General features: G+C 64.4%; 15 protein-coding genes and 1 pseudogene. 8 read left to right on the forward strand and 8 right to left on the reverse strand.

Annotated features, from left to right (window positions below; genetic code table 11):
- Positions 1-568 (forward strand): annotated as a pseudogene (locus QZ281_RS13220) (phosphoesterase); the annotation flags it as partial.
- Here the strand turns inward: QZ281_RS13220 and pip are convergent.
- A complete protein-coding gene (gene pip, locus QZ281_RS13225) occupies positions 557-1,651 on the reverse strand; it encodes a prolyl aminopeptidase (protein WP_292229089.1) in 1,095 nt (364 codons plus the stop codon). The pseudogene QZ281_RS13220 and the gene pip sit on opposite strands and share 12 nt — an antisense overlap.
- 402 nt (positions 1,652-2,053) lie before the next feature.
- On the opposite strand from pip, the gene QZ281_RS13230 reads away from it, so the two are divergent.
- Positions 2,054-3,862, forward strand: coding sequence for a sensor domain-containing diguanylate cyclase (locus tag QZ281_RS13230; RefSeq protein WP_292229091.1), 1,809 nt, complete (start codon positions 2,054-2,056; stop codon positions 3,860-3,862).
- 11 nt (positions 3,863-3,873) lie between these two features.
- Here QZ281_RS13230 and QZ281_RS13235 read toward each other — a convergent pair whose 3' ends face one another.
- The 6 genes from QZ281_RS13235 to QZ281_RS13260 all read right to left on the reverse strand — a co-directional run bounded on the left by QZ281_RS13235 (position 3,874) and on the right by QZ281_RS13260 (position 12,112).
- Positions 3,874-5,553, reverse strand: a complete 1,680-nt coding sequence (locus tag QZ281_RS13235; protein ID WP_292229093.1) for an alkaline phosphatase D family protein — start codon at positions 5,551-5,553, stop codon at positions 3,874-3,876.
- A 96-nt stretch (positions 5,554-5,649) separates the two neighbouring features.
- On the reverse strand, positions 5,650-8,349 hold the full coding sequence (locus tag QZ281_RS13240) for a TonB-dependent receptor (RefSeq protein WP_292229095.1): 2,700 nt from the start codon (positions 8,347-8,349) through the stop codon (positions 5,650-5,652).
- A gap of 129 nt (positions 8,350-8,478) precedes the next feature.
- On the reverse strand, positions 8,479-9,474 hold the full coding sequence (locus tag QZ281_RS13245; protein ID WP_292229097.1) for a FecR domain-containing protein: 996 nt from the start codon (positions 9,472-9,474) through the stop codon (positions 8,479-8,481).
- Positions 9,471-10,016, reverse strand: a complete 546-nt coding sequence (locus QZ281_RS13250) for a sigma-70 family RNA polymerase sigma factor (protein ID WP_292229099.1) — start codon at positions 10,014-10,016, stop codon at positions 9,471-9,473. Before QZ281_RS13250 ends, QZ281_RS13245 begins: the two co-directional genes overlap by 4 nt.
- Positions 10,017-10,145: 129 nt before the next feature.
- The gene (locus QZ281_RS13255) at positions 10,146-11,462 is read right to left on the reverse strand and encodes an ATP-binding protein (protein WP_292229101.1); all 1,317 of its coding nucleotides are present in this window, start codon (positions 11,460-11,462) and stop codon (positions 10,146-10,148) included.
- Entirely contained in the window at positions 11,459-12,112 is a 654-nt protein-coding gene (locus tag QZ281_RS13260) for a response regulator transcription factor (RefSeq protein ID WP_292229103.1), read from the reverse strand. The genes QZ281_RS13255 and QZ281_RS13260 overlap by 4 nt, the downstream gene beginning before the upstream one ends.
- Positions 12,113-12,173: 61 nt before the next feature.
- Here QZ281_RS13260 and dsbD point away from each other — a divergent pair, with 61 nt between their 5' ends.
- From dsbD to QZ281_RS13275, 3 genes are all read left to right on the forward strand, one after another.
- Positions 12,174-14,066 carry a protein-disulfide reductase DsbD gene (gene dsbD, locus QZ281_RS13265; protein ID WP_292229105.1) on the forward strand — a complete coding sequence of 631 codons (1,893 nt, stop codon included), beginning with the start codon at positions 12,174-12,176 and terminating at the stop codon, positions 14,064-14,066.
- Positions 14,063-14,857 carry a TlpA disulfide reductase family protein gene (locus tag QZ281_RS13270; protein ID WP_292229107.1) on the forward strand — a complete coding sequence of 265 codons (795 nt, stop codon included), beginning with the start codon at positions 14,063-14,065 and terminating at the stop codon, positions 14,855-14,857. Before dsbD ends, QZ281_RS13270 begins: the two co-directional genes overlap by 4 nt.
- Positions 14,858-14,981: 124 nt before the next feature.
- On the forward strand, positions 14,982-15,644 hold the full coding sequence (locus QZ281_RS13275; RefSeq protein ID WP_292229109.1) for a DsbA family protein: 663 nt from the start codon (positions 14,982-14,984) through the stop codon (positions 15,642-15,644).
- Positions 15,645-15,723: 79 nt separating this feature from the next.
- On the opposite strand, the gene QZ281_RS13280 is transcribed toward QZ281_RS13275, so the two are convergent.
- Complete coding sequence (locus tag QZ281_RS13280) at positions 15,724-16,380, reverse strand: LuxR C-terminal-related transcriptional regulator (RefSeq protein ID WP_292229111.1); 657 nt, start codon at positions 16,378-16,380, stop codon at positions 15,724-15,726.
- Between the two features lie 388 nt (positions 16,381-16,768).
- On the opposite strand from QZ281_RS13280, the gene QZ281_RS13285 reads away from it, so the two are divergent.
- The 3 genes from QZ281_RS13285 to QZ281_RS13295 form a co-directional block, all read left to right on the forward strand.
- Positions 16,769-17,359, forward strand: coding sequence for a hypothetical protein (locus QZ281_RS13285; protein ID WP_292229113.1), 591 nt, complete (start codon positions 16,769-16,771; stop codon positions 17,357-17,359).
- Between the two features lie 76 nt (positions 17,360-17,435).
- Complete coding sequence (locus QZ281_RS13290; RefSeq protein WP_292229115.1) at positions 17,436-18,173, forward strand: fimbria/pilus periplasmic chaperone; 738 nt, start codon at positions 17,436-17,438, stop codon at positions 18,171-18,173.
- A 10-nt stretch (positions 18,174-18,183) separates the two neighbouring features.
- Positions 18,184-20,616: hypothetical protein (locus QZ281_RS13295; protein WP_292229117.1), on the forward strand; the 2,433-nt coding region annotated here is incomplete at its 3' end.

The following is a 20,616-nucleotide window of genomic DNA, read 5'->3' on the forward strand; positions in this document are numbered from 1 at the left end:
GCCGGTCTCGGCCCTGAACTGGGCGCAGACCGTGCTGGACGCCCACCCCGGCCTGCCCGTCATCGTCACGACCCACGAATGGCTGGCCCCCAGCAAGACCGGCGAGACCCAGCGCGGCGACAGCTCCACCACCGCCTTCGCCGGAACCGACCATCAGTCGCCGGATCAGGTCTGGGACCGCTTCATCCGCAAGAACCCGATGATCTTCATGGTGCTGAGCGGCCACGCCTATCTGCCTGCCGTCGACGGCGTGTCGCTGGGCGAAAACCTGCGCATCGACCAGAACGACGCCGGGCATCCCGTCTATCAGGTGCTTCAGGACTATCAGGGCAACACCGTCGGCCCCGACGGTCAGGCCGGATCAGCCAATGGCGGCGGCGGCTGGCTGCGCTTCATCGCCTTCGACACGACCCGCCGGAAGATGCATTTCTACACCTACTCCCCCCTGCAGGACCGCTACGCCGGCAAGAACGGCGAAGCCACCTTCGGCGCCCCCGCCCACTACTCCGACTTCGAACTGGACTTCCCACCGCAGCTTCTGGGCGGCCAGTCGTCTTCAGGCCGCTGAAATCGGCGCCAGACCATCCATGATGGCCGTCAGGGCCAGCACAGTCTGGCCCTCCATGGCGCTGTGCCCGGCATTGGTTTTCACGTAGGAGGCCGGTTCGGCGCCTGCGGCCTTCAGCGCCTCGACCAGACGCGAGGCCTGGGTCAGCGGGCAGACCAGATCGAAACGGCCGTGGACGATGTGGATCGGCAGGGCGGCGATCCTGTCGATGTTGCGCACGATATAGTCCGGCTCAAGGAACAGGTTGTTGGCGAAGAAATGCGCCTCGATCTGCGCGAAGCACAGGGCGAAGTCCGCCTCGCCGTATTTGCCGTCGTCAGCGGGCTCGGGGATCATGTTGGAGATGGCGCCTTCCCAGACCGACCAGGCGACGGCGGCCTCCAGCTGGCGCTCACGCTCCGCCTCGTTCGCCGGGATCATGTCGAAAATGGCCTTGTAGGCCGCCATCATGTCCCCGCGATCCTGTGGCGCGATGACCTCGACAAAGGCCTTCCACTCGTCCGGATAAGAGACATAGCTGCCTGGATGGCTCAGGGCGTAGGGGTCGCGCGCATAGTCGGCGGCGTTGCCCTGATACATGAAGGCCAGATCCTCGGGCATGCCCAGGAAAACGCCGCGCAAGATCAGTGAGGCGACCTTGTCGGGGTGCCGGATGGTGTAAACCAGCGCCAGGGTGCTGCCCCAGCTGCCGCCGAAGACGTGCATCCGGCCCGTGATCCCCAGCGCGTCGCGCAGGGCGTTGACGTCATCAACCAGATAGTCGGTCGTATTGCGCGTCAGGGCCACCTGCGGCCCGTGCGAGGCCACCGTCGGCTGGCTCTTGCCGCATCCGCGCTGATCAAACAGGATCACCCGATAGCGTGCCGGGTCAAAGAACCGCGCCATCACCGGCGCGCACGCCCCGCCCGGCCCGCCGTGCAGGAACATCACCGGCTCGCCCTGCGGATTACCGTACTCTTCCCAGTACAGGCTGTGGTCCGGCGCCGTGTCGACCTGCAGCCAGCCCGTGCGGTTGGGCGCGGCCTGCGGATAGGTCCACTCGGTCATGACCTTGCTGTGGGACTGCAGTTTCGAAAAATCCATGACGGCCTCCGCTCGCACCATTAGGGGCGCTTCGAACTCTGTGATGAAGGATCAGCACCTCTAGATCGCAAGTACGCCACGTCTGAAGTCCATATCAAATTCGTCACCCGCTCATTTCCGCCTTGCCAGTCACGGCCCGGGCGAGGCGCCGTCGTTCAGCAGCCCGCAAGCGCCAGCCTCGGCCTGACAATCAGGACATGTCCTTATCTGCACAGACCGCCAATCATTAAGAGTCGCCGTCGCAGACTGCCCCCTCAAACCAAGCGGACCGGTCTGATCGGGTGAGTTTTCAGTCTGTGCATAGGCAAGCCGTCGCCAACCTGTTCCGGGCGCCGCGACAACGCCGCCCTCGCGACCCTCGCGCGCGGCGGACAGTCTGCACACACGACAGGGTCGCCAAGGATGAATGATTTCGTCGCAGCCTTTTCCGCCACAGCCTACAGCGATCAGGCGCAGGAATGGCTCAGATCGCAGGCCGGTCTCGACTGGCGCGCGGCAGGCCTGCAGGATTTCGATGACTGGGACCAGGCTATCACGACCGTGGCGCGGCTGATCGCCAGTTCTTCCGCCCCCATGGCCCTGATGCTCGGCCCCAGAGGCGTGCTGCTGGCCAACGAGATCGCAAGCCGGATGGTCGCCGAAACCACCGGCCTGGTGAACGGCCGCTCGGTGCTGGACGTCCTGCCGCAAAGCGCCTCCTTTTTCACCGCCGTGCTGGCGCAGGTCCTGTCCGGCCAATCCCTCAGTTTTCGCGAACTGCCGACCCGGCTGATGGTGGATGGCGCGCCGCGCACCCATTGGCTCAACCTGGATTTCACCCCCGTCAGCGGTGATGACGGGACCATTCAGGCCGTGCTGGGCGCCGCCAGCGATCTGACCGCCTTCGTCCAGCGCATCCGCGGCCTGTCCAATTCCGAGCAACGCCTGCGGCTGGCGCTCGAAGGTTCCGGCATGGTCGGCATCTGGACCCTGGATGTCGCCAACCGCACCAGCACCGCAGACGCCAGCGTCGCCCGCATCTACGGCCTGCCTGTCGAAGATTGCGCCAAAGGCGTGCCCGACAGCCGGTTCCTGCAGTCCGTTCACCCCGACGACCGCGACAGCGTCGGCGCAGCACTGTCTGAGGCGATCAAATCCGGCCTCCCCTATCGCAAGCGTTACCGCGTGATCGACGAGGACGACCGCATCCGCTGGGTGATCACCTCGGCCAAGCCCGCCCGCAACGACGAGGGCAAGGTCGCCTGGCTGTTGGGCGTTGTCATCGACGTCACCGACCAGATGGAGACCGCCTCGGCCCTGGCCGAGAGTCAGTTCCAGTTCCAGACCCTGACGGAGGCCCTGCCCCAGATCGTCTGGAGTTGCGACGCCGAGGGCGCACACGACTATTTCTCCGCGCGCTGGAGCGAGTTCACCGGCATTGATCCCAAGGACATCACCGAGGACACCTGGAAAATCCTGGTCCATTACGACGATCAGGCCATGGTCGCCGGAGTCTGGACGGAGGCGTTGCGCACGGGTGAGGCCTACGACATCGACTACCGATTCCGGCACCGGTCTGGAGAATACCGCTGGCTGCGGGTGATGGCCCTGCCAATCCACGACGACACTGGCCAGATCAGCCGCTGGTTCGGCACCAGCACCGACGTGCATGAAGCCTATCTGATTTCAGAGGAGCGCGAGCGTTTCGCCCGTGAACTGGAGAAGATCGCCACCGAGGACCAGTTGACCGGCGTCCTGACCCGCCGCGCCTTCATCACCCAGGCCAACGCCCTGCTGGAGCGCGACAGCACCAACCGAAAGACGGCCAGCCTGCTAATGCTGGACATCGACCACTTCAAGTCGATCAACGACGGCTATGGCCACCCGGCGGGCGACAAGGTGCTGGCGGCGGCGGGCGAAAGGATCAGGTTCGCCGTCAGACGCCAGGATCTCGTCGGGCGCATGGGCGGCGAGGAGTTCGCAATCCTGCTGCCGCAATGCTCACGCCGCCAGGCCCTGCAGATCGCCGAACGCATCCGCACATCGCTGGAGACCTGCCCCGTCGCAATCGAAGACGGCCGCCGCATCACCGCCACAGCCAGCATAGGCGCAACCTCTCTGGTCGCCACCCCCGACACGCTGGACCACCTGCTGTCCACCGCCGACCAGGCGCTCTACCGCGCCAAAACCACCGGCCGAAACCGCGTCCTCTTCTCCGAAGCACACGTTTAGAGGTCTAGCGTTCAGACACTTTCAATGCGGAAGCCGCCGCTTTGGTTGGTCGTGATCCGGGCGAAACGCTCTGAACGCCCATCACGCGTTTCGATGTCGGCGACACGACGGTAGTCGCTCTGCAAGGCGTCCTTTGTGACCGTTACGATCAGGAAGCCATGGTCACGGACGTGGGCGAAGCGGACGTCGGGGTTGCGGGCGACCAGGGCGGCTTCAGCGACGTCGTAGATGCGTGGGTCGGGGCTGATGGTTTCATAGCCGCCGGGTGAAGTGACGCTGCCGACTCCGAACTCGACCGCGACGAAGCTTTCATCGCGTGGATCGTGCAGACGGTTGCCCCAGAACATGTGCGTGTCGCCGCTGAGAATGGCCAGATTGGCGCCGCTGCGCCGGACGCTGTCGTAAAGGCGCAGGCGCGCCGCCGGATAACCGTCCCAGGCGTCCAGATTGATCGGCAGGCCCAGACGCGTGCTTTCCAGCCAGCGCCGCGCGCCCGGACGGGACATGGCGTCGGCCAACAGGTCCTGAGGCATGACCGAGATGAAGTCCGGCGCCCGCATCCGGGCCACCACGACCTGATTGGCCAGCATCTGCCACGCCTGGCCGCGCTGAACCGACTGAGCCAGGGCATTTTCCAACCAGGCCTCCTGCTGCGGACCGAGCATGGAACGGTCCGGTCGATCCAACACCTCAGCTTCAAACCGGGCTGGGTCAGGGCGGCCTTCTGCGTCGAACAGCATCTCACGTGATGCGCTGGGCGCCTTTGTGCGGCCGGTCAGACGTGTCTCAATCGCGATCAGGGTCAGAAGATCACCGAAGTCATAGACACGGTTCAGCACATGCGTCGGACTTCCCGCTGCTGGATCACGCATGGGCAGCCATTCGAAATAGGCCTGAATGGCGGCGTCCCGGCGACGGTCCCACGGACCTTCTGTATTCTCGTCATGGGCCTGTGCGCCGCCCATCCAGCTGTTGTTGGCCGTCTCATGGTCATCCCAGACGGTGATGAAGGCGGTGCGGGCGTGAACAGCCTGCAGGTCGGGGTCCGTCCGGTACTGGGCGAACCGGCGGCGGTAGTCGTCCAGGGTGACGATCTCATGGGCGGGATCGTGCTCGCGGCCCAGAGCGCGGCTTTCCGGGCCGCCATAATCATCGACGCCGTATTCGTAGATGTAGTCCCCCAAATGGACCACGGCGTCCACGGGCTCTGCCAGTTCCGCGATCGCGCGATAGGCGTTGAAATAGCCGAAGCCGTAGTGAGAGCACGACACCACCGCCAGACGCAGTTGTTCGACGCCGCCCTCTGGCAGGGTGCGCCCCTGCCCGACTGGCGATACGGCGTCCGTGCTGCGGAATCGATAGAAGCAGGTCTGACCGGGACGCAGGCCCTGAACATCGACCTTGATCGTATGATCGCGGGCGGCGCTGGTGCGTGCCACGCCCGACTGGACGATGCGGGTGAAATCCTGGTCGTCAGCAACCTCCCAGGCCACGCGCGTGATCGGCCCATCGCCGACAGCACGCGTCCAGATCACCAACCCCTCGCGCGTGGGATCGCCACATGCAACGCCATGGGTAAAGGCTGCGGAATCAACAGCGGCGGCTGAAGCAGCGCTGGAACCGGCAAGCGCAGCGCCCCCGGTCATCAAGGCAAGCGCGCCGCGCCGGGACGGACGGAAGGTCTGCGTCATGAAATGATCTTTCTCGCAATCGAGAGGCGCCGGAACAGCGGCGCAGGAGTGATCCGGCGGCCGATCACGATCAGCCGCCGGTCAGGTCAGGAGAGGTCAGAAACGATAGGCCAGGTTGATGCGGAACATGCGCGGCAGCCCCGGCATCACGGCGACTTCCTTGTACACCTCGGCCGAGGGCGTGAAGTAGGTTTCATCGAACAGGTTGTCGATGTTGGCCGAGACCGTGACGTCGCGCACCTTCACATAGGCCGCCGCCTTGGCCAGGGTGTAGGCGGGCAGTTGCAGGCTGCTTTTCAATACGCCGCCCGTCTCCGACACATAGGTCGCGCCGGCGGTGAAGCCCGCGGTGGCCTGGGAGCCCATCAGATCGAAGGGCCGCGTCGTATAGGTCCCGAACAGGCTGAAGACCGTATCCGGCATGGTGCGGACCACATAACCATTGGCCAGCTCCGCCAAGGATCCGGCATTGTTGACAGCGAAGGTCCCGCCATAGGCCAGGGCCGGATCAAGGCCGAACTGCTCAGGCCGCAGTTCCAGATATTCACCCTTGCCCTTGCCCGGCGCATCGACCCGCGTCTCCTGCAGGGTCAGGGCCATGTTGAAGCTGAGTTGATCGGTGGCCAGCCAGTTGGCCTCCAGTTCGAACCCGTCAGAGGTCGTGCCGCTGACATTGCCCATGATGTCGGTCTGGCGGCGGAACTGCTCATAATAGGCCGCGCCCCCGAACAGCGAACCATCCAGCACCGAGAACTTGACCCCGACCTCCTTCAGTTCAGACGGCGAGATGAACAGGTTGCTGGTCACCGTGCCGACCGAAACGCCGCCCGTCTGGGTCGATTCCAGCGAGCGCGGCTCGGCGAAGGTCACATAGGGGGTGACGCCCCACGGGGTTTCATAACGGGCGGACAGCGACCAGGAGACGGCGTCGTTGCTGTTCTCGACCCAGGTGTCCTTCAGACCGAAGACCGTCTCGCCCTTGTTGATCGCCCGCACGTCGTAATCATCCCAGCGCAGACCAGCCAGAATGCTGAAACGATCAAACATGGTGATGTCGCTCATGGCGAAGACCGAGCGGCTGTCCCACTCCATCTCGTGACGTGAGTCCCACATCTTCACGCCGTTCTTGACGAAGGGGGCGGCGATGCGATCGCCCGCCGTGGAGCCACGCGACAGGTCGCGACGGTTCAGGGCGATATAGCCGGACAGGAAGGACTCATACTGTTTGGCGGTGTGGTCGCGATAACCGGCGCCGACGATGGTGTCCGCGCTGATGTGTTGTCCGAACCGCGTCGGGAAGCTGTAGGTCACGCGACCTTCAAAGGCGCGCGCCTCGTAGTCAGCAGCGAAACCGAAGCTGTTCAGCTTCTGGTTTTCGATGTCGTCGACGAAGGCCTTGAAGGCCAGGACCGAGCCATTGGCCATTTCCTTTTGCAGCCCGGCATAGGCGGTGAAGGTGCGGCTGTTATTATAATCCGCGTCGTCAGCCATGATGTTGCGGTGGCTCAGACGCGTCGTGCCGACGCCCTCGTCCAGCGCAAACTTGGGATTGTTCTTGCCGCCATATTCCATGATCTGGCGAATGTTGGAGGTGCCGCCCCAGGCGCCGAAGGCGGCGTCGATCTCGCCGTATTCGATCATGCCCGAACCATCCAGATCGACCAGATCCGTGTCGCGCCCGGTGATGTAGACGCCATTGTCGATCAGGTTCTGGGTCACCCGGTTCCAGCCCGGCGACTGGATGCGCCCGGACTCTTCGAAGTGCATCAGATTGACCTCACCCGACCATCCACGCCCGAAGTCGCCGACATAGGTGGCCTGCAGGTTCAGGTGTTTGGGGTGGATGTTGCGGTAGTAGGAATCCGAGTCCTCACGCTCGACATAAAAGGCGAAACCACCGTCTCCCGCAGGGATGACCAGATCCGCCGCCGCATTGCGCCGCCCATACGAGCCGACAGTGACGTTGAAGCCGCCGCCCATTTCATCGGCATAGCGGGCGTTCACGCCGCGCGCGGACTTGGGCACGAAGTTCAACAGGCCGCCGACCTTGCCCGGCCCATAGATGGGCGAAGACGGTCCTCGCAGCACCTCGACATAGGCGGCGGCGCCTAGGTTCGACGAGAAGCTGCCGCGGTTCTCGATCCGCTTGAAACCCTGAAAATAGGTATCCGCCAGGGTGCCGCGCACATTCAGATTGCCTGGAACGCCGAAAAAGCTGGCCGTGAAGGCGCCCGGTACTGCGGCGACCAGATCATCGACATTCTCCATGCCATAGCGCGCGATGGTGTCGGCGCTGACACGCGAGGCCGAGCGCGGCGTCTCCAGCAGAGAACGGTCCAGACCGGTGAAACTGTCCGTCGCGCCTTTCTGCAGGCGGCTGAGCGGGTCATAGCGCGCCGTGACCAGCACGTCGCCGACCTGAACCGCTTCTGCACGCACATCGGCGGCCGAGACGATCACATAGGCGCCGTTGCTGTCACGTCGGAAGGTCAGGTTCGTTCCCTCCAGCAGGCGCGCCAACGCCTCCTGCGCCGTCATGGCGCCGGACAGAACGGTCGAGCGACGATTCTCCAGAGAGACGCCTGCGGCGACGATCACGACGCCCGCCTGCTCGGACAGGGCGACGACGGCACGATCCAGCGCCTGGGCCTCGATGCGGATCTGATGAATCTGGGCCGCCGATGGAATCGACTGCGTCTGGGCCAGAACGGCAACCGGTGCGGCGGCGACGCTGAGTGCGAGAACGGCGGCCGAGGACGTGAAAACGGCCTTCAGACCGGAACGGTGAATAATCAACTCTATCCCCTAGAGGTTACGCGAAGCCCGCAGCCGACACGGCCCCCAAAAGCTTCGACATCCCCTAGACGCGGCCCCACGGCTCCGCTTCCAGACCACCGGTCGATTTCATCAAAGTTTTAAAATAACTCAGCTTTTTAGAACTATTTCGATCTCGCCATTCGGACCGGAACGTCGAACCAGTCGCCCGTTCATCTCCTGTGCCAGACTTTCCAGCGCCTGAGGAATCTGCTCGATCGTAAAGGCCGCTGTGACCTTTCTCTGGCGCAGTTCGGGCGTGATGATCCTGATGCCGGGGCGATAATAGCGGTTCAGTTCGCCCACCACCTCGGCCAGCGGCTGATCGATGAAGCTGAACCGCTGTCGACGCCACGGCGCGACGGCCGCACTGGTGATGACGCCTTTGGTCAGCACGCCGTCACGCAACGACGCCCATTCACCCGCAGCAGCGATGAGCTGTCGCCCCGTCGCCATCTCGGTCACCCGCACCCGCCCCTCTTCGACAAACACCTCGGGGCCCAGGTCCGTCAGGCGGACTTCGAAAATCGTACCCAGGGCCTCGGCCTTCAACCCTTCGCCGATCACGGTGAAGACCCGGCTTTCATCGCGGGCGACATCAAAATAGGCCTCGCCGCCATCCAGCCGCAGCTTGCGGACGCCGTCGCCGATCCGGGTTGTCAGGCGAGACTGACCACCCAGCGAAACCCGCGAACCATCCTCCAGCGCTAGATGGCGTATCTCGCCGACCTCGGTGACGAAACGGCGTCTATTGTCAGCAGCGAGCGTCACAGCCAGAGGGGTAAGGGCGGCGGCCCCCAGACCCGCGGCCAGGGCGGCGAACCCACGACGGGACAGGCGCAGTGATGGCGCGCGCTGTTTCACCGGTCTTTCCAGCGGCAACACGGCGGACGACGCCCGCTGCAGACTATCGCTGTTCAAGGCCTCAGACCAATCCAGACTGGCCCACAGGGCTTCAGCCTCGGCATAGGCGGCGGCGTTTTCCGGCCCGGTCGCCAGCCATGCGTCAAACGCACGTCGTTCAGCGATGCTCATCGCGCCGCCATTGCGACAGGCCAGCCATTCCAGCGCCTGTTCTATGGGCGGCGCGCCGCCTTCCTTCGTCATGCCGCCTCTGTCCCGCGCATCTTCAACGCACTGCGCAGTTCAATCAGCGTCCGCGTGATCGTGCGGCTGATGTCGGCTGGAGAACGGCCCGTCAAGCGGGATATCTCGGCATAGGTCAGCCCGTCGATACGGCTCATGCGCAGAAGCTCGCGGGCTTCGGCGGGCAGACCGGCGATGCCGCGATCCAGCGCCTCCTGCTCCTCGCGTTGCAACAGAACCTCCTCCGGCGTCAGTTCGTGTCGGGGCGGCGTGGTTTCCGCCAGCGCCTTCCATCGGCGTGTCTGGCTGTCGGCCCGTCGGATGGCGTCCTTCAAGGCGTTGCGCGCCATGACGAAAAGGAAGGCGCGCGGATCAGCGATCCTGTCGCGATCCTCCAGAGTGCTGAACCGCAGGAAAGCCTGCTGCAGCGCATCATCAACGCCGTCCTGCTGCGCCCCGTAACGCCGGACAAGAGCCGTGCGGATCTCTACGCCGTAACGAGCGAGCAGATAGTTGGGCGTGCGTGTCTCCCGCCGCCCCGCGCCCTGTCCCCCGTTCGCCATCACCCCCTCGGCGCCGCCTCATCGCCCCGCGCTCCCTGCCCGCCGATGACGACAGAAACCTCACCGGATCGCGCCAGTTTTGCGAAGATGGCCGTTCAAAATTGAAAGACAGCCTAGCTCCCCAAAGTTTCAGCTTTTTGCGCAACCCTTTATCTCCAGCCCGTGCAACTCAACCCGCAGACCGCCCAAATGGGACGGAGAAAACCGAACCGATCCGCCGTGCGCCTGTATTGTGGAGACCACGATAGAGAGGCCTAGTCCGCTGCCGCCTGGGGGGCTGTCGGCGGTGCGGTAGAAACGACCACCGAGGCGTGCGATGTCGTGCGGACCGACGCCCGGACCGTCATCCTCGATGACGAGAACGGGCTTGGCCTCCAGCTCAATCACGGACACATGGATCGCGTTTCGGGCGAAGGTTCTCGCATTGGCCAGCAGATTGGCGATCACGGTTTCGAAACGGTCGGGGTGGACGTGGACCCGGAAGGCGTCGGTCGGCAGGCGCAGACGCGGCTCGTCGGAGGCTTGATGGAACAGAGAGACCAGATCGATCCACCGTCGTTCGTCGGCGTTGATCGGGGTCTCATCCTCGCGGGCCAGGGTCAGCAGGCCGGTGACCAGACGCGCCGTTCGATCGACAGAGGTCTGTATCTGTTCCAGCGCCCTTGTGCGGATGGCGGCGTCCGCCGTGCTGGCGGCGATCTGGGCCTGGATGCGAAGCCCGGCCAGGGGGGTGCGAAGCTCGTGCGCCGCGGCTGCGGTGAACTCGGCCTGCCTGTTCTTCGCGCCGCGAACACGGCTGATGAGATCGTTCAGGGCGACGACGAAGGGCTGCAGATCTGGACCGCCAGACGCGACATTCACCGGCGTCAGGTCTTCGGCGCTGCGGATCGCGAGCATGCGGGTCATCTGCCGGATCGGTTTCAGACCAGCGCCGACCGACCACCAGATCAGGGCGCCCAGCGCCAGAAATCCGAGAACCGCCGGCCCCAGAAGTCCTTTCACAACACTGCCGACCAGATGCTCGCGGATGGCCAGACTGTCGCCGACCATGACCCGATAACCACCGTCTGCGACATGAACTGTATAGACCCGCCAATTCTCTCCCCGAATGGTGCGCTCGGAAAACCCGTCCTGATCAGGCGCCAGTTTCTCGACGGGGGCGTTCTGGGATCGTGCAATCAGTTCCCCCTCCACCGACCAGATCTGACACGAGAGCTGGCGATCATAGGGCGAGGGCTGTTTGGGTCCCGCGTCATTGCCGATAGGCGACACACCGTCCGGGCGCATCAGCGAGGACACCATGCGCGCGGATTCCATCAACCGACTGTCCAGCACGCGCTGGACCTCGTTGCGCGTCTGCAGTTCCACCCAGACGACCGAGCCGCCCCACACCAGAGCCGTGACCAGAGCCAGAATGGCGAACAGCCGCATCCGAAGGGACATCATTGCAGCGTGTATCCCAGACCGCGAAGCGTGCGGATGAAGCCGGCGCCCAGCTTGGCGCGAAGATGGTGGATATGAACCTCGACCGCGTTGGACCCGATGTCCTCCTGCCAGCCATAGAGGCGCTCTTCCAACTGGTTGCGTGACAGGACCTGGTTTGGTCGCTCCATCAACGCCTCCAGGATCGCGAACTCGCGACGTGACAGGTGTAGATCCCCCTCGCCACGCCAGGCCAGACGTGATTTCGGGTCCAGCGTAATGCCCGCGTGCGACAGGGCTGGTTGCGAACGCCCGAGCAGGCGGCGCCGGACAGCCCGCAGCCGCGCGGCCAGTTCATCCAGATCAAACGGCTTGCCGACATAGTCGTCCGCCCCCGCATCAAGGCCCTGCACACGGTCGCGGCTTTCGTCCCGGGCCGTCAGGACCACCACCCCGACATCCATGTTGCGCTCACGCACGAAGTTCAGAACGTCCAGCCCGTCGCCGTCTGGCAAACCCAGATCCAGCACCACCGCGTCGAAGGCGGAACTGTGCAGCGCGGCCAGCGCATCCTCGACGCGCGCCACATGCTCGACCGTCCAGCCCGAGGCGCCCAGCCCGACGCACAGGCCGTCGGCCAGAACAGGATCATCTTCAACGACCAGCAATCTCATGGTCTAGGAATGCAAAGCCCGGCTTAAGCCTGACTTAAGCTCCTCATCCGACCCAAAGGGTATGAAGATCATTTACTGGCGTCTCCTTTCCTTCGTCGTCGCGCTGATGCTGGCGGCGCCGGTTCACAGCCTCGCACAGACGTTCCTGTCGCCCAATGAGGCCTTCAATCTGAAGGTCTCACGTCAGGCGGACGGCGACCTCGTCTTCGCCTGGACGATCGCTCCCGATCACTATCTGTACCGCGACCATACCGTCGCCACGGCGCCCGGCGGCGAGGTTGCCGTTCCACTGCGGCTTCAGGCCGGTGAGAAGAAAGACGATCCCGGCTTCGGCGTCGTCGACATCTGGCGCAGGTCTGGTCGTGCGGTTGTGAGCGCCGCCGAACTGGCGCGTGCAGGCGCGCCCGCCACGATCAACATCACCTATCAGGGCTGTCTGGAGGACTCGATCTGCTATCCGCCGATGACGCGCACGGTGGACGTGCCGACAACGTCGAACGCCCGCATCGCCCCGCGTGAAGCCGAGGCATTGACGGCTCAGGCAGCCGCGGTTCTGGCTATGCAGGCCCCGGTTACGGGGGCCGAGACGCAATCAACTCCAGAAGCAGCGCCTGCTGCGGCGGCCCCCTCCCCGTCGCCAGCGGTCGCCCAGCAGGATCAGGGTTTTGTAGCGGGACTGGCCGACAAGGGCGGGGTGGCATGGGTGCTGCTGGCCTTCTTCGGCTTCGGCGTGCTGCTGGCCTTCACCCCTTGCGTCTTTCCCATGTACCCGATCCTGGCGGGGGTGATCGGTCGCGGCGTTGATGGCCGGGGAACACGACGCGGCCTGCTGTTATCCAGCGCCTATGTGCTGGGACTGTCTACCGCCTTCGCCCTGCTTGGTATCGCCGCCGCATGGTCGGGCCAGAACCTGCAGATGGCGTTGCAATCCGTCTGGGCCGTGGGCGGCCTGTCGCTGATCTTTCTGGTGCTGGCCGCGTCGATGTTCGGCGGGTTCGAGCTGCAACTGCCGTCCGCCTGGACCAGCCGACTGTCGCGCGACAGTGGCGCAGGCCGCCGGTCGGTGACCTCGGCGGCGGGTCTGGGCTTTGTCTCGGCCCTGATCGTCGGCCCTTGCGTGACCGCCCCGCTGGCGGGCGCCCTGCTCTATATCGCCCAGACCGGAGACGTGCTGCTGGGCGCGCTGGCCCTGTTCTTCCTTGGCCTTGGCAAGGGCGTGCCGCTGATCGTCTTCGGCACGGCGGGCGCACGTTTCCTGCCCAAGGCGGGGGCGTGGATGGACCGGGTCAAGATGCTGTTCGGCTTCGTCTTCCTGGGCATGGCCTGGTGGCTGGCCAGCCGCATCCTGCCGCCCGCCGCGACGCTGGCGCTGGGCGCAGGCCTGTGCCTGATCGCGGCTGCCGCACTGGGTCTGTTCCGACCTCTGACGACCAGCGCCCTGGCCGGACTGGCTCGCGCCGCCGCTCTGGCTCTGGCGGTGTGGGGCGTCTTGTTGCTGATCGGCCTGAGCCTCAACGCCAGCAGCCCGTGGCGGCCGCTCGCCCCGCTGACGCGCACCGCTGGTCTGACCGCAACGGCCGCACCATCCTCGATCTTCACCGTCACAGACAGCGTCGCCCTGACCCAGGCGATGGCCCGCGCGACCGAGCGCAATCGCCCCGCCGTGATCTATTTCACTGCAGACTGGTGCGTCAGCTGCCGGGTGATCGAGCGCGAGGTGTTCGAGAATGATGCCGTTCTCGTCGCCCTGGGCAGCGTCGATCTGATCAAGGTCGATGTAACGCGCAGCACGCCAGAGACACGTGCGCTAATGGAAGATTATGGCGTCGTCGGTCCGCCGACCTTGGCCTTCTTCACGCCTGACGGCATTGAGGCGCCCCAGACGCGGCTTGTCGGCGAAGTCTCGGCCCGCAAGGTGTTGGCCGCATTGGACCGCGTGGGCGTGAAGTCATGAACAGCATCGCACTGGGCCCCTTGATGCTGTCGGGCGAGCGTTTCGCCATCATCCTCGGCGTCTTCGTCTTCATGATCGGCGCAGGCCTTCTGGCCAGCCGGGTCAGCGTCCGCTTCAACCTGTGGAGCACCACGGTCGCCATCGGCGGCGTGCTTGCCGCGCGCGCGGCCCATGTGCTGGGTCATTGGGAGTATTTCAGCGGCGATCCGGTGCGCGCCCTTGCCGTCTGGCAGGGCGGCTTCAACTGGCTGTGGGTGCTGCCGGTCGTGGCTTTGGCCAGCGTCCTGATCCTGAAAACAGCGCGCGAACGCTGGTGGGCCATCGCCCCCGTCGCCGCCAGCGCCCTTGTCTGGATCGTGGCCCACCAACTGGCGTCCGCAACTGAACCTCTGCCACCACCGGAGATGACGCTGGAGCAACTGGACGGCGCGCCGTTGGCGTTGTCTGAAGCCACCGACAGACCCAGCGTGATCAATGTCTGGGCCACCTGGTGCCCGCCCTGCCGGCGGGAAATGCCCGCCCTGGCCCAGGCCGAACAGTCCCATCCGAATGTGCGCTTCCTGTTCGTCAATCAGGGTGAAGCGGAAGGGACCGTGCGCACCTATCTGGACCGCGAGAACCTGTCTCTGACGCACGTGCTGCTCGACCCCGGCATGGCCCTGCCGCGCCACTATCGGACCTCGGGGATACCCGTGACCCTGTTCCTTCATGCCGATGGACGTCTGGCGAAGGCGCACCTTGGCGAAATCGCGCCCGAGCAGATTTCTGCTGAGATCGCGCGTCTGAAATAGTGCAGCTTAAGCCAGACTTAAGCTTGACCGGCGACGGAAGCATACGCCTGCCGACGTCGCCTGACATTGGCTCCCCTCAAGGCCCGGAACATTCGTTGACGCGCCCGATCACGCAGGAAATCCCATGAAAAGCTCAGCGACCCTACTGACACTCGCCGCCGCACTGACAATGGCGGCCTGTGGTCCGGCCAGCGCCGACAACAGCATGGCCGCGACGGCTGCGCAGAACTCACCGCTGGTGGCGCAGGTCGGTTTCAACGACCTTCTGCGCGATCCGGCCACACCCTTCCTGGGCGCCGAGAATGCCGACATCACGATCATCGGCTTCATGGACTACAACTGCCCCTACTGCAAAAAGATGATCCCTGAGCTGGAGGGTCTGATGCGGGACGATCCCAAGGTTCGGATCCTCTACAAGGAATGGCCCATCTTCGGCGCCCTGTCGGACAGCATCGCCCGCATCGCCCTGGCGGCGGGCTACCACGGCAAATACCACGCCATCCATACCGCCTTCATGGCCACGCCTGGTCGTATCCAGAGCGAGCAGGAAGCCCGCCGTCTGGCTCAGGCCGCAGGGATCGACATGGCCCAACTGGACCGTGACCTGACCACCCACCGCGCCGCCATTGACGCCGTCATCCTGCGCAACCGCCGCGAAGCCGCCGCCCTGGCGCTGAACGGCACGCCTGCCTTTGTCATCAACGGCAACCTGATCCCCGGCGGCATGTCCCAGCAACAGCTTCAGGCCGTCATCTTCCGCATCCGCTCGGGCATGCCCCTGCGCTGATAGCCCGCGGAATTTAGCATGGGTCCGCCCGTCCATTCGTGTCAGGCGGCACGGTAAAGTCGATGCTTGCGTCGAGCCGCTATAGGCCCGCGAAATCCACCGCCTTGGCGAACAGTTCGCCTCGGCTTTTGACGTCCAGCTTGCGGTAGGCGTGTTTGATGTGGGTGCGCAGGGTTTCCATGGAGATGTCCTGCCGCTGGGCGATCCGTCCGGTTTCGAGCCCGGCCAGCATCATCGTCACGATCCGCGTTTCACAGGGCGTAAGATGGTGAATGTGCAGCATGGCTTCATAGGAGACGGGGTCCGCCATCCTGTGTGCGGCGAAACCGATGCTGGCGTCGTCGCCGGGGATCAATTGTTGCGCCCAGAGCAGCCATTGCCGCCCGGCATCCATCGCCGTGATGGCGTAAAGCGCCGTGTCGTGGGACGCCTGCTGCAACAGGTCTTTGAGAACCAGAGTGACCGACGCGCTGCTTGCTATCAAGGTGTCGTCAACAACCGTCAACCCACCCTCATCTTGAAGCATTCGGTAAGCTGCGTCATTGACCCACTGAACTCGCCCGGAACGCGAAATCAGCATTCGCGTCCTTGGATCTGTATTGACCCAGGCCGTTATTGCACGCGAACAGGCTGGAGCCATGCCGAGATCGTCTTCAAACACAAACATTGCCTGTTCCGGTTCAATCTTGTGTCCGCCGCCAACCAAGCCAAGACAACCGTTAACCCCCACTATCATTGTTCTCGCCTTATTATTTACCTCGCCATCAATTACACCCCCCACGTCTTCGACATGGGGTTCATTACGACAGCCGTTTGTCGATAAAGTAACCAATAACATGCGAATTAACATACCCGAGTTAGGGGAGACGTTTTCAACCTTAACTATTACCCTGATCAAGCCCTTGGCTGATCATTAAAAAACCAGCGTTTTCATAACGAAACCATATTCGCTCGCCCTGAACGCGGACTAATGGCGAAGGTTGCAAGTCAAACATCACTAGCAATATTGGTTACTCTGCTTGGCGATGCGTCGCCTTCTCCAGCGCTCAATAGATGCCGCCGCCGCAAACCTTGTGGCTCCCGGCCGGTCATTCGGCAGGGTTCGTTGTAAGCTGGAGGAAGAAATGCGTACCTATCTCGTAGCGGCGGCAGCCACCGTCGCAGCCCTGCTGGCCATGCCCGCAGTCTCAAGCGCTCAAACCCACGTCACTGTGTCGACGAGCGTGACCAACTTCTGCGGCATCGGCCTGGCCAATGTCGCTGGCGGCAATGTCGCGGTCGCCAATGGCGCCCGTCAGAAAGTCACCACCCTGCGGATGTCCTGCAACTCGGCGACCGGCGCCAAGCTGACGTCCAGCGCCCAGAACGGCGACTTCAAGTCACCCGCCGGCGTGCTGATCAACTATGACTGGGATCTGGCTGTGCCGGAAATCGCCAGCCTGGGCTTTGCTCCGGTCGACACATGGCCCGGCAGCCCGGCCATCGTCACCAACTCGGGCGGCTATAGCCAGAAACTGGCCGACGGCATCTACGCCGACCTGTTCCTGAACCTTTGCTACAATGTCCCCGGCGGCAACGGCGTGGGCGGCACCCAAGGCGACAACACCAATCCGGGATCGACGGGTTGCGCGGCCTCTCCCTCCGGCCCAGGCGCAGCATCCGCGCCTGCCGGCACCTATACGGAAGTCTTCACCTTCTCGCTCGACCCCGCTTGATCGAACGAAACGGGGAGCCGCCTTCGATCGGCTCCCCGAATTTTCGCGGATTTTCTCGTAGGTGATGGGGGCAATCATGACGCATCGCAGACTGGCCGCACTGTTCGCGGCGACCATTTTCATGACCGGCGTGACCGCGCCGGCGCACGCCATGGACATCTCGCCCATGGTCTCGAAGATCACGCCGACGGGCAGCGGCGCCAGCTACCGGATGACCATCCGCAACACCAGCGCCATGCCGGCGACGGTCGAGGTTGAGGTTTACCGGATGCAGGTCGATGACAAGGGCGAACGCAGTCTGGTCGCCGAAGACAACGACATCGCCGTCTTTCCGGTCCAGTCGGTCATCCCCGCCAATCGCGAACAGGTGGTCCAGGTCCGCTACATCGGCGATCCGGCGGAGGAAGGCCGGATGTATCTGGTCCGCGCCGCCCAGTTGCCGATCAACATGCCGACCACCACCGCCGAAGGCGGGGCCGGTGCGGATGTGCAGGTGGCCTTCACCATCAACACCTATGTCTTTGTCGCCCCGGCCCGTTCGCGAGGCGCAATCGACGTGACGGGGGTGACGCGCGCGCCGAACGGCGACGTCATTGTAGAGGCGCGCAACACCGGAAACGGCTTCGCCTATCTGCGCGAGGCCAAGATCACCCTGAAGACGACTGACGGAAAGACCATCGACATCGCCCCGGCCGATATCGATGTCGGCCAGGTCAGCGTGGTGGCGGGCGGCGCGACACGTCAGGTCAGGATACCGGCGGCGCTGGCCGCTGCAGCCACCGGAGACGTCACCGCATCGATCGTGCTGTTGTGAGGGCGGGACGATGGCGCGCAAGGCCCGCAGCGGCGGGCGCACCGACAGGCGGTCGGCGTTCAGGCGCCTGAGCGTCATCGCCTGCCTGGGCGGCGGCTTCGCCACCGTCGCGCACGCCGGCATCATCCCCACCGACGAGGTCATCAGGACGGCCCGCGTCTATCCCGACGAAATCTACGGCAAGTTCGCCGCAGTCGCCGCCGTGGACCGCAGTCGCGACGTGGCCGCCAGCACAGTGGATGTTGCGCCTTCCACACGTGTGGCGGCGGATGCTCCGGCAGATGGCGACGCCCAGGACCAGGTCCCGTCGGTGCGGCCGACGCCAGTTCTGACCCCGATCCAGGGGCCGCTGACGCTGGACGGCAGATATCTGGGCGACGTCAGCGGTCTGGTGGATTCGCAGGGCGAAGGCGTCATCGACGCCAGGGGACTGATGGACCTGTTGGGACCGCAGGTTTCGCCAGCACTTCTGGAGACTTTGAGAGGCCGCATCGCCGCCCAGTCCAAGGTGAATATGGCGGATCTGAACGGCGCCGGTTTCTCCCTGATGTTCGATCCCCTGGCCCTGACCTTTGTGGCCAGCCTCAGCCCCGAAGGGCGCGCCCGTCGCAACGTCGGCTTTTCTCAGAATGAGAACATCGACCCGACGGCCTTTGATCAACCCGCCAACTTCTCTGCGGGCGCCAATATCGCTCTGGCCCAGCAGTATTCCCACACTGAGGGACATTTCGCGCCGCTTCAGGGCGGGATCGACATGTTCGCCAATTTCGGCGGCTTTGACGGGGTCACCCTGACGGCGGGCGTCGACTATGATGGAAGCAGCGACCAGGACCGCTGGAAACGCCGCGAAATCCGTCTGACCAAGGACATCTTCCGTTCCGCCGTTCGCCTGACGGCGGGCGAGTTCGCGCCGCCGGTCGAGAGTTTTCAGGGATCGCAGCGGTTCCTCGGCTTCTCGGCGGCGCGGGCCTATTCCACCATCCGCCCGTTCCAGAATGTGCGCCCAGCGGGACGCCGACAGTTCATTCTGGATCGCCCCGCCCTGGTCGTGGTCGAGGTGAACGGCGTGATTGCCGAGCGCATCCGTCTGGATGCAGGCCCCTATTCGCTGGGCGACTTTCCATTCGGCCAGGGCGCCAACACCGTCCGCCTGCTGGTCGAGGATGACAGCGGCCAACGCGAGATCGCTGTCTTTGATCTGTTCGGAGGCACGGGCCTTCTGGACCCCGGCGTTGTGGATTTCGGCGTCTCGACCGGCGTGCTGGAGGAAGGCGGCCAGTTGCAATACGGCTCATCCCTGGCCGCCAGCGGCTTCTTCCGCAAAGGGATCAGCGACGTCCTGACGGTCGGCGCCAACGCCCAGATCGCCAATGGGCGTGAACAGGTCGGCGCGCTGGCGACCTGGGGCTCCAAGCTGGGCCTGGTCCAGTTCAGCGGCGCAGCCAGCCACAATGGCGACACTGGAAACAAGGGCTATGTCGCCTCGGTCGACTATCTGCGCGAGGCCTCATTGGGCAAGGATATAGACGCGCGGCTGGGCGCATCGGCCCAAGCCACCAGCCGCTATTTTCAGACAGCGTTTGATCCCAAGGCCTTCAACACCGAGAAATGGCGCGCCGCTGCGCGCCTTCTGGTGCGGTTTCGCGACTATTCCGTCAGCGCAGGCGCGGCCTTCGTCAAGGGCCGCGACCGGGCGGACCGCACGGACTACAGCCTGGCGCTGGGCCGCACCTTCCGCCGGTTCGCCGTCAATCTGGCCTGGCAGCGCGGTTCGACAGAAGACGGGCGCGACGAGGATCGCTTCGGCCTGACCCTGACCTCCCGCTTCGGCGGACGCTGGAGCAGCACGGCGCGCTACGACAGCGACAACGACCTGCGCGAAGTCGGCATTTCACGCGCCTCGACCGGGCGTCTCAATGACGTCAGCGGTGATTTGCGCGTGTCCGAAGACCGCACCAACCAGACGATTTCGGGCGACCTGCGCTACATCAATAATCGCTTTGATGCGGAGCTTGTCTCCAACCGGCTGGTGTCGTCAGAACCGGGCGGCGTCAATCGTCAGGAATCCCTGTGGCGGCTGTCGACCATGATCGGTTACGCCGACGGGACCTTCGCCATCGGCCGTTCAGGACGCGAAGGCTTTGTCATCGCCACCCCGCACAGGACGCTGGCCAAGTCCCGCATCAGCCTGACGGACTCCAGCGGCTACGCCATCGCCAACAGCGGCTGGTTCGGCCCCGCCCTGGTTGGGCTGAGCCGCGGCTACGGCGTCAACCGCTATGAGGTCGAGGCCGATCCCCTGCCTGCGGGATATGACCTGGGCAGCGGCGTCATCAACACCTTCCCCGGCTATGGCAACGGATACCGCTTCATCGTCGGCAGCGACGCCTCGCACACGGCGCGCGGCATCTTGATGTCGCCCTCCGGTCCCGTCGCCCTGATC

It is taken from the genome of Brevundimonas sp. (assembly GCF_018608325.1).
Taxonomy (GTDB): Bacteria; Pseudomonadota; Alphaproteobacteria; order Caulobacterales; family Caulobacteraceae; genus Brevundimonas.

What these genes read in the sequence shown, in the direction of transcription:
- pip (WP_292229089.1), bottom strand. Translation starts at nt 1,651, where the DNA reads ATGGATTTTTCGAAACTGCAGTCCCACAGCAAGGTCATGACCGAGTGG.
- QZ281_RS13230 (WP_292229091.1), top strand. Translation starts at nt 2,054, where the DNA reads ATGAATGATTTCGTCGCAGCCTTTTCCGCCACAGCCTACAGCGATCAG.
- QZ281_RS13235 (WP_292229093.1), bottom strand. Translation starts at nt 5,553, where the DNA reads ATGACGCAGACCTTCCGTCCGTCCCGGCGCGGCGCGCTTGCCTTGATG.
- QZ281_RS13245 (WP_292229097.1), bottom strand. Translation starts at nt 9,474, where the DNA reads ATGACGAAGGAAGGCGGCGCGCCGCCCATAGAACAGGCGCTGGAATGG.
- QZ281_RS13250 (WP_292229099.1), bottom strand. Translation starts at nt 10,016, where the DNA reads ATGGCGAACGGGGGACAGGGCGCGGGGCGGCGGGAGACACGCACGCCC.
- QZ281_RS13255 (WP_292229101.1), bottom strand. Translation starts at nt 11,462, where the DNA reads ATGATGTCCCTTCGGATGCGGCTGTTCGCCATTCTGGCTCTGGTCACG.
- QZ281_RS13260 (WP_292229103.1), bottom strand. Translation starts at nt 12,112, where the DNA reads ATGAGATTGCTGGTCGTTGAAGATGATCCTGTTCTGGCCGACGGCCTG.
- dsbD (WP_292229105.1), top strand. Translation starts at nt 12,174, where the DNA reads ATGAAGATCATTTACTGGCGTCTCCTTTCCTTCGTCGTCGCGCTGATG.
- QZ281_RS13270 (WP_292229107.1), top strand. Translation starts at nt 14,063, where the DNA reads ATGAACAGCATCGCACTGGGCCCCTTGATGCTGTCGGGCGAGCGTTTC.
- QZ281_RS13275 (WP_292229109.1), top strand. Translation starts at nt 14,982, where the DNA reads ATGAAAAGCTCAGCGACCCTACTGACACTCGCCGCCGCACTGACAATG.
- QZ281_RS13280 (WP_292229111.1), bottom strand. Translation starts at nt 16,380, where the DNA reads ATGATAGTGGGGGTTAACGGTTGTCTTGGCTTGGTTGGCGGCGGACAC.
- QZ281_RS13285 (WP_292229113.1), top strand. Translation starts at nt 16,769, where the DNA reads ATGCGTACCTATCTCGTAGCGGCGGCAGCCACCGTCGCAGCCCTGCTG.
- QZ281_RS13290 (WP_292229115.1), top strand. Translation starts at nt 17,436, where the DNA reads ATGACGCATCGCAGACTGGCCGCACTGTTCGCGGCGACCATTTTCATG.